General features: G+C 69.5%; 4 protein-coding genes. 2 read left to right on the top strand and 2 right to left on the bottom strand.

Annotation, left to right across the window (positions count from 1 at the left end):
• Nucleotides 1-1,495: cellulase family glycosylhydrolase (locus VGS97_RS28450; protein WP_326856765.1), on the top strand; the 1,495-nt coding region annotated here is incomplete at its 5' end.
• 361 nt (nucleotides 1,496-1,856) lie between these two features.
• Nucleotides 1,857-2,873, top strand: a complete 1,017-nt coding sequence (locus VGS97_RS28445) for an alpha/beta hydrolase family esterase (RefSeq protein WP_326856764.1) — start codon at nucleotides 1,857-1,859, stop codon at nucleotides 2,871-2,873.
• Nucleotides 2,874-3,009: 136 nt separating this feature from the next.
• Here VGS97_RS28445 and VGS97_RS28440 read toward each other — a convergent pair whose 3' ends face one another.
• Together VGS97_RS28440 and VGS97_RS28435 are read right to left on the bottom strand one after the other, a co-directional pair.
• Complete coding sequence (locus VGS97_RS28440; RefSeq protein WP_326856763.1) at nucleotides 3,010-4,527, bottom strand: hypothetical protein; 1,518 nt, start codon at nucleotides 4,525-4,527, stop codon at nucleotides 3,010-3,012.
• Entirely contained in the window at nucleotides 4,517-7,732 is a 3,216-nt protein-coding gene (locus VGS97_RS28435) for an amino acid adenylation domain-containing protein (protein ID WP_326856762.1), read from the bottom strand. Before VGS97_RS28435 ends, VGS97_RS28440 begins: the two co-directional genes overlap by 11 nt.
• Nucleotides 7,733-7,856: the final 124 nt, after the last annotated feature.

Below are 7,856 nucleotides of genomic sequence, written 5' to 3'. Positions count from 1 at the left end.
CGGTTGTTCGGTCAGTTACACGATTGCCAGCGACTGGGGCACTGGCTTCAGCACCAACATTGTGATCACGAACCTGGGCAGCCCGATCACTTCCTGGTCCTTGACCTGGAGTTTCGCGGGTAACCAGACGGTCACCCAGCTTTGGAACGGCAGTTACACGCAGTCCGGCAAGAACGTGACCGTGACGAACCTGTCTTACAACGGGTCGATCGGCACCAACGGCACCACCAGCCTCGGATTCAACGGCGCCTACACCGGAGCCAACGCCGCGCCCACCAACTTCGCCGTCAACGGAACGCTGTGCAACGGAACGACCAGTTCGCCGTCGGCCAGCGCGAGCCCGTCGCCGTCGCTGTCGCCGTCGAAATCGCCAAGCGCGAGCGCCTCGCCGTCGAACTCGCCGAGTTCCTCGCCGTCGGGTTCGCCCAGCGCCAGTCCGAGCGGGAGCAGCACGGGCGGTACCCCGGCCCCGGCGCTGCACGTCTCGGGTAATCACCTGGTCACCGCCGCCGGCACGAACTACCGGCTGCTGGGCGTCAACCGGTCCAGCGGCGAGTTCGCCTGCATCCAGGGCAACGGGATGTGGGACGGCCCCGCCGACCAGACCATGATCAACGCAATGAAGACCTGGAACATCCACGCCGTGCGCATCCCGCTGAACGAAGAGTGCTGGCTCGGCACGAGCGACGTGCCCGCCGCCGGCACCAGCGGAGCCGCGTATCAGCAGGCCGTGAAGGACTACGTCAACCTGCTGGTCGCCAACGGCATGAACGTGATCCTCGACCTGCACTGGACCTACGGCCTGTACACCGGCAGCGGCGCGGGCTGCTCGGACGTGAAGGCGACCTGCCAGAAGCCGATGCCCGACATGCAGTACACCCCGACCTTCTGGACTCAGGTGGCCACCGCGTTCAAGGGCGACAACGCAGTGCTCTTCGACCTGTTCAACGAGCCCTACCCGGACGCCGCCGACGGCTACAACAGCCCCACCGCGGAGTGGACCTGCCTGCGTGACGGCGGCACCTGCAACGGCATCGGCTACCAGGTCGCAGGCATGCAGACGCTGGTGAACGCGGTGCGCGCGACTGGCGCTAGCAATGTCCTGATGGTCGGCGGCCTGGCCTGGACCAACGACCTGAGCCAGTGGCTGGCCTACGAGCCGAAGGATCCTGACAACAACATCGTCGCGTCTTGGCACTCGTACAACTTCAACGCCTGCTCGAACACCTCCTGCTGGAACACCAACATCGCCTCGGTCGCGGCGAAAGTTCCGGTTCAGGCCGGCGAGATCGGCCAGAACAGCTGCGCCCACGACTACATCGACCAGGTCATGTCCTGGGCCGACACCAACGGGATCGGCTACACGGCCTGGACGTGGAACCCGTGGGGCGTCTGCGGCAGCGAGGGCAATGTCCTGATCAACGACTGGAGCGGCACCCCGACCAGCACCTACGGCCAGGGCTACCAGGCACACCTGCTGACACAGCACCCGTAGTCGACGACCGGCACGCGCCTTCGGACGCCACCACGTTCGAAGACTCACCCCACCGATCCGGGCCGTCGCTCGCACCCCACCGCGAGCGGCGGCCCGGATCCATGTCAGGCGTCTTCGTTTCGGTTGGCACGGGATTGCTTGCCACAGGTTGCTTGCCACAGGTTGCTTGCCACGGGGTTGCTTGCCACAGAGTCGATTGCAACAGGGCCCGACAGCCCGGGCCGACGACACGGTGCTCGGCCACAAGGCTTGACGGCGCCCGGAAGCCGGTCTACTTTCAGCCGAAATGTTTCAGGCGTCTTTCGAAAACTTTCGGAGAGTTCGTCCCGCACCGTCCTCCCCCGCGGAAGGGATGTAGATCGTGCTTCGCCCTCTGATACGAGCCGTCTCCCGAGCAGGCCGCGGCCTCGGCCGCCCGGTGGCTGCCCTCGGCGTCGGCACCGCGCTGTGCCTCGGCGCTCTGGCCGCCGCGCCCGCGGCGAGCGCCACCACGGGCGCCACCGGGCCGGGCGGCCTGCCGGCACCCACGTCCACGCTGCAACAGGTCACCGACTTCGGCCCAAACCCGACGAACCTGAAGATGTACCTGTACGTGCCTCAGCACGTACACCCCCATCCGGCCGTCATAGTCGCGCTGCACTACTGCGGCGGCTCCGGCCCGGCGTTCTTCGGCGGGACCGAGTACGCGTCGCTCGCCGACCAGTACGGCTTCATCGTGATCTACCCGTCGGTGACCCGCACGTCACTGGTCTGCTTCGACGTCTCCACGCCGGGCGCGCTGACCCATGACGGGAACAGCGACCCGGTCGGCATCGTCTCCATGGTGCGGTACGTCGAGAAGGCCTACCACGCCGACAAGCAGCAGGTGTTCGCCACTGGCATCTCCTCCGGGGCGATGATGACGAACGTCCTGCTCGGCGACTACCCCGACGTGTTCGCCGCCGGCTCGGCGATGTCCGGCGTCCCGTTCGGCTGCTTCGCCACCACCGACGGCTCGCTGTGGAACAGCACCTGTTCCAGCGGCCAGCTGAGCATGACGCCCGAGCAGTGGGGCGACCTCGCACGGGCCGCCTACCCCACCTATCACGGCCCGCGCCCGCGGATGCAGCTGTGGCACGGCACCGCGGACGCCGTCCTGCTCTACCCGAACTTCAACGGAGAGGTCGCGCAGTGGACCAACGTCCTGCACGCCGATCTCGCGTACGTCGACAGCCCGCAGCCGACCTGGACGCACTCGGTGTACGTCGACAAGGCCGGCAAGGTCCAGGTCGACGCCTACAGCGTCGCGGGCGAGGACCACAACCTGGGTTTCCACTACTTCGACTGGGCGAAGCTGGCGATCCAGTTCTTCGGAATCACCGATCACCAGGACGACTGAGCCCCGCAACCGAGTCCCGGTGAACCGCGCTGGCGGCGGCCGGATGTCGTCCGGCCGCCGCCAGCGCGGCGCTTACTCGCCTACTCGGCCGCTGTCATCACGGCTCTTCGAGCTTGAGCGTGGCCGGCATTCACCATCACCGTCCGGTGATGAACTCCAGCGTCTCCGGCCCGTCCGCCGAGAACCGGGTGCGGATCTCCGCCTTGTGCGGATCTCCCTCCACGATCGCCGCGAGGATCCCCGGCCCGCCCTGGCGCGAGAACCGCACGGCCTCCGACAGGTACAGCGTGCGCAGCCGGCCGAGTTCCAGCCCGCTCGCACCGGTCAGCCAGTCGGCCAGCGCGGCCTCGGCGTCGTCAAGCGGTTCGCCTTCACCGGCGAGCAGGGCGTGCAGCGCGTCCACCTGGCCCGCCCGGTCCGGGTGCTCCGCCTCCAGGTAGGCCTCAAGGCGCCGGCCCTTCTCCGTGAACGGCGATTGCAGCATGCACACCAGCTGCCGTTCCGTCAGGTCGTACGCCGCCGAGGCGAACGCTCCCGCCACCTCGCGCATCCGCTGCGCCGCGTCGGGACCCGCATAGCGCGCCCGGATCACGTCGATCAGGTGCTGCGGGAACTCCTTCATCCGCATCAGCGACTCGGCGAAGTCCACGTACTCGGCGAGCCCCTCGGCGTACTCACGGCCGTATACGACCTCGCACTTGAGGCCGCGCAGATGGGCCATCAGGGTGGGATTGCCGCAGTCCGACTCGGTGAAGCTGAAGGCGAGTTCGTCGAACTCGAAGCCGAGCAGGCCGGTGAGCAGCGGCCAGTGCTCTCCGGAGGAGTACCTGGTGTCGTCGAAGATGGAGAAGAACCGGATCTCCGCCGGCACGTCGCTGGCCACCGCGCGCTCGCCGATCTCCGCGGCGGCGTCCGGACCGTAGAGGTCGGCGAAGTAGAGCGCCGAGATCCGGTCGGTGGCCTCCAGGAAGCCGCGGAAGCCGCCATCCTGCCGGGCGCCCGGATTGAACCGGTGGCTGAGCCGGCGGATCCAGAGGCTGTACGCGCGCTGCTCCTCCGGCGAGTCGCCGGTGATGATCACGTCCACGCCGCCGGCGTGCGCGGCCGCCATGCCGAAGGAGTTGACCATGCTCAGGTTGCACGCGTTGCAGAACGTCGGGCGCGACTCGCCGAACGTGCGGTGGCCCGTCATGAGCAGGTCGAGGCGGTTGCGGCGCACGACGTCGGGCGGCAGCGGCTCGTACCTGGCGAACGGCTTGACCGCTCGGCCGTCCACCAGCAGTGCCTCGCAGTCGGGGTCCCCGGTGAAGCCGAGCGCGGTGTAGGCGCGGTCGATGTTGTCCATCACCGCCTGCGGCATGCCGACGTGCCGATTGGTGACCGAGCGCAGCCGGAAGGTGGTGCCGAGCCGTTCGAACAGGCACAGCTGCACCGCGCGCACGAAGGCGAGCGTGTACGAGCTGTCCTTTCCGCCGCCGTACGCGACCATCACGACGTTCTCCGCGACCGTCTCGCGCGGCAGGCCGGCGAGCAGACGCGTCGCGCACTGCTCCATTCCGGCCACGTCGGTGGCGGACAGCGTCGAACGCAACGCGGCCAGCACCCGCATCCGGGACCGCGCCGAACCGGGCTGAGCCCCGGCGTCAACGGACATTGCGACTCCTCCTCTTTGCCACCGCGAGCCGGGCCTCCTGCCTGGAGCGCCCGAGCTCGGCGGTCCCCGTGGCCGGCACCTGCGGCTGCGGGCCACCGGCGAGCAACTGCGCCATGGCCCGGACCGTCGGATGCCGGAACAGATCGGTCACACCGATGTCCTGCTGGAACTCGTCGCGAAGCGCCTCGCGCAGCCGGATCAGCGACAGCGAGTTGCCGCCGGCCTCGAAGAACGTGGTGGTCGCGCCGGCCGGACGGCCGAGGATGCGCTCCCAGACCACCGCGACGGCCTGCTCGACGTCGCCCGACGGCGGCTCGACCGCGTCCGCGGCGGCACCGGCGTCCGTCGGCCGGGGGAAGAGCGCGACCACCTTCTTCCGGTCGAGCTTTCCGCTGACCAGCAACGGCAGCGCCGACACCACCCGGATGTCGGACGGCACCATGTAGCCCGGGAGGCGTTCCTGAAGCGCGGCCCTGATGTCCTGGGCGGACACCGCGCCCTCGTCGGTCCCGGGCGCCGGGGCCACCGCGGCGACCAAGCGGTCACCGAGCGACGTGGTGCCGCGCACGACCATCGCGCACGCCTCGCCGATGCCCGGGTGCACGAGCAGCGCCGCTTCCACCTCGCCGAGTTCGATCCGCGCACCGCGCAACTTCACCTGGTGATCGGCGCGCCCGACGAACAGGATGCGGCCGTCGGGCGCATGACGCACCAGGTCGCCGGTCCTGTACAGCCGCTGCCCGCCGCGTTTCGAGTACGGGTCCGGGACGAAGCGCTCGGCGGTCAGGTCCGGCCGATTCAGGTAGCCGCGGGTGACTCCGGCCCCGCCGAAGTACAACTCCCCCACGACGCCGGGCGGCACCGGCCGCATCCGGGCGTCGAGGACGTAAGCGGTCGTGTTGTGCATCGGCCGCCCGAGCGGGATCGGCTCGTCCGGACGCACGATGTTGAACAGCGAGAACGTCGTGGTCTCGGTCGGCGCGCACATGTTGTAGACGGTTTCGACGCCCGGCAGCGCGTAGAGGTCGCGCAGCACCGAAGGCGGCAGGACCTCGCCGTTGGAGAACACCGTGCGCGCCGACGTCGGCAGGCCGCCGATCTTGAGCAGCTCGGCCCAGATCGACGGCACGGCCGTGATGACCGTCGCGGTCTCGGCACCCGGCGTACGGGCCAGCGCGAGCGCGTCCTCGGCGACGACGACTTTGCCGCCGCAGCCGAGCGCCGTGAAGATCTCCCACATGCAGACGTCGAATGCCAGAGCGCTGATCAGCGGCACCGACTCCCAGAGCTCGGTGCCCAGCTCCCGGTGCGCCCAGGTGACGATGTTGATCAGGTTCCTGTGTTCGAGCACGACGCCCTTGGGGCCGCCGGTCGAGCCGGAGGTGAACAGGATGTACGCGGCGTTGGACGAGACGACCGGGGACGCGACGCGGTCCGCCGGAAGATCGCCGACCAGCCAGCCGCGGTCGGACCGGTCGAACCCGACGACTCGGGCGCCGAGGTCGTCGAACATGGAGACGTGCTCGGGGCCGGCGAGTACGAGCCCGATCCCGGCGTCGGCGACCAGAGTCCGCAGGCGCAGCGCGGGCAGCCCCGCGTCGAGGGGAACGTAGACGCCACCGGCCTTGAAGATGCCGAGCATGACGGCGATCAGTTCGAGCGAACGCGGCAGGTGGACGCCGACCCGGACCTCGGGCCGGATCCCGGAGTCGACGAGGAAGCGGGCGACGCGGTTGGCCGCCTCCTCCAGTTCCCGGTAGGTCCACGTGCGCTCTGCCGCCTGAACCGCGATCGCGTCCGGCGTGCGCTCGGTCTGCGCTTCGACGAGTTCGTGGATGCACAGGTGACCGGGATATTCGGCAGTGGTCTGATTCCAGGCCTCGACGACCAGCCGCCGCTCCGCCTCGCTCGCCTGGACGAGCTGCGACACCGTCGCGCCGGGATCGGCCCCGATCCGCTCCAGCAGCGTCTCCAGGCGTTCCAGCAGGCGCTCGACGGTCGAGTCCTCGAACAGGTCGGTGCGGTAGGCGAGCTGGGCCAGCAGGCCGTCGGCAGTGCGGGTCAGGGTGAATTCGAGCTCTACCTTCGCCGTCGTCAGGTTCGCGAAGCCGCCGGCGAACGCGAGACCGGCGGCCTGCGCCGGCTGCCGCTGCTGCTCGTAGCCGAACAGCACCTGGTAGAGCGGGTAGTAGCTGGGGTCGTTCGCGACCTCCAGAGCGCGCAGCACGTCCTCGAACGCCAGTTCCGGATGGTCGTGCGCATCGAGCACGTCCCCCCGGGTGCGGGCCAGCACCTCGGTGAAGCGCGGGTCGTCGGCGAACTCGGTGCGCAGCACGACCGGCTTGGCCAGGTAGCCGACGAGGCGCTGGCTGGCGCGCGTGTCGCGGCCGGACAGCGCGGTGCCCATGACCACGTCCGCGGCGCCGTGCTGGTGCAGGAGCGTCGCACACGCGGCCTGGAGCACCATGAACATGGTCGCGCCGGTCTCGCGCGCGACCCGTTCGAGCGGCGCGACGGTGGCTTCGGGGATGAACCGGGTGCGCCGCGCGGCCTCGAATCCGGTGTGCGCCGGGCGCGGCCCCTTGAGCGGCAGTTCCATCACGTCGGGCGCACCGGTCAGGCGCGTCGTCCAGTACTTCAGCGAGTCCTGGGCCTCGCGCTGGGCGTTCGCGGCCTGCTGCTCCCAGTGCTGCCGGTAGTCCGGCGGCTCGGGCAGCGGCGAGGGACGGCCCTGCGCGAACGCCTGGTAGAGCGCGATCAGTTCGTCCTGGAATATCGCTGCACTGATTCCATCGAACACGCTGTGGTGCGTGCAGACGACCAGTTTGTGCCGCTCGGCGCCGAGGCGCAGCAGCACCGGCCGGAACATGTGCCCGGCCGCGAGGTCGAACGGCTCTTGCGCGAGTTCGTCGGCGACGCGTTCGGCCCGCGGCTCGCGCTGCGCCTCAGGCAGCTGCGACAGGTCGCGGACCGGCAGCCCGGACGGGACCAGGTCGTCGACGACCTGCGCCAGCTCGCCGTCGACCGACCGGATCGCGGTGCGCAGCGCGGGATGCCGGCGCACGAGCTCGTCGAGACAGCGTTCGAGCACCGCGACGTCGAGAGGTCCGTCGACGTCGACGGTGACCGGCAGGTTGTAGAAGGGGTCGTACGGGCGCATCTCGCCGAGCACCCACAGGCGGCGCTGGGTGGCGGACAGTGGCACTGGGCTCCTCGAACCCGGCCGCCGCTGCGCGTCGGCCGACCCTGCGCCGCCGGCCCCGATTCGGTTCGAAGTGTGTGGAACTATCGGTGAGTCCATGGAGATGGAGCCTTCGGATAGGTCGTGC

Source organism: Actinocrinis sp., assembly GCF_035946395.1.
GTDB lineage: Bacteria > Actinomycetota > Actinomycetes > Streptomycetales > Catenulisporaceae > Actinocrinis.
The sequence above is the reverse complement of the archived record's forward strand: the minus strand, read 5'-3'. Positions and strand labels throughout refer to the sequence as shown.

What these genes read in the sequence shown, in the direction of transcription:
- VGS97_RS28440 (WP_326856763.1), bottom strand. Translation starts at nt 4,527, where the DNA reads ATGTCCGTTGACGCCGGGGCTCAGCCCGGTTCGGCGCGGTCCCGGATG.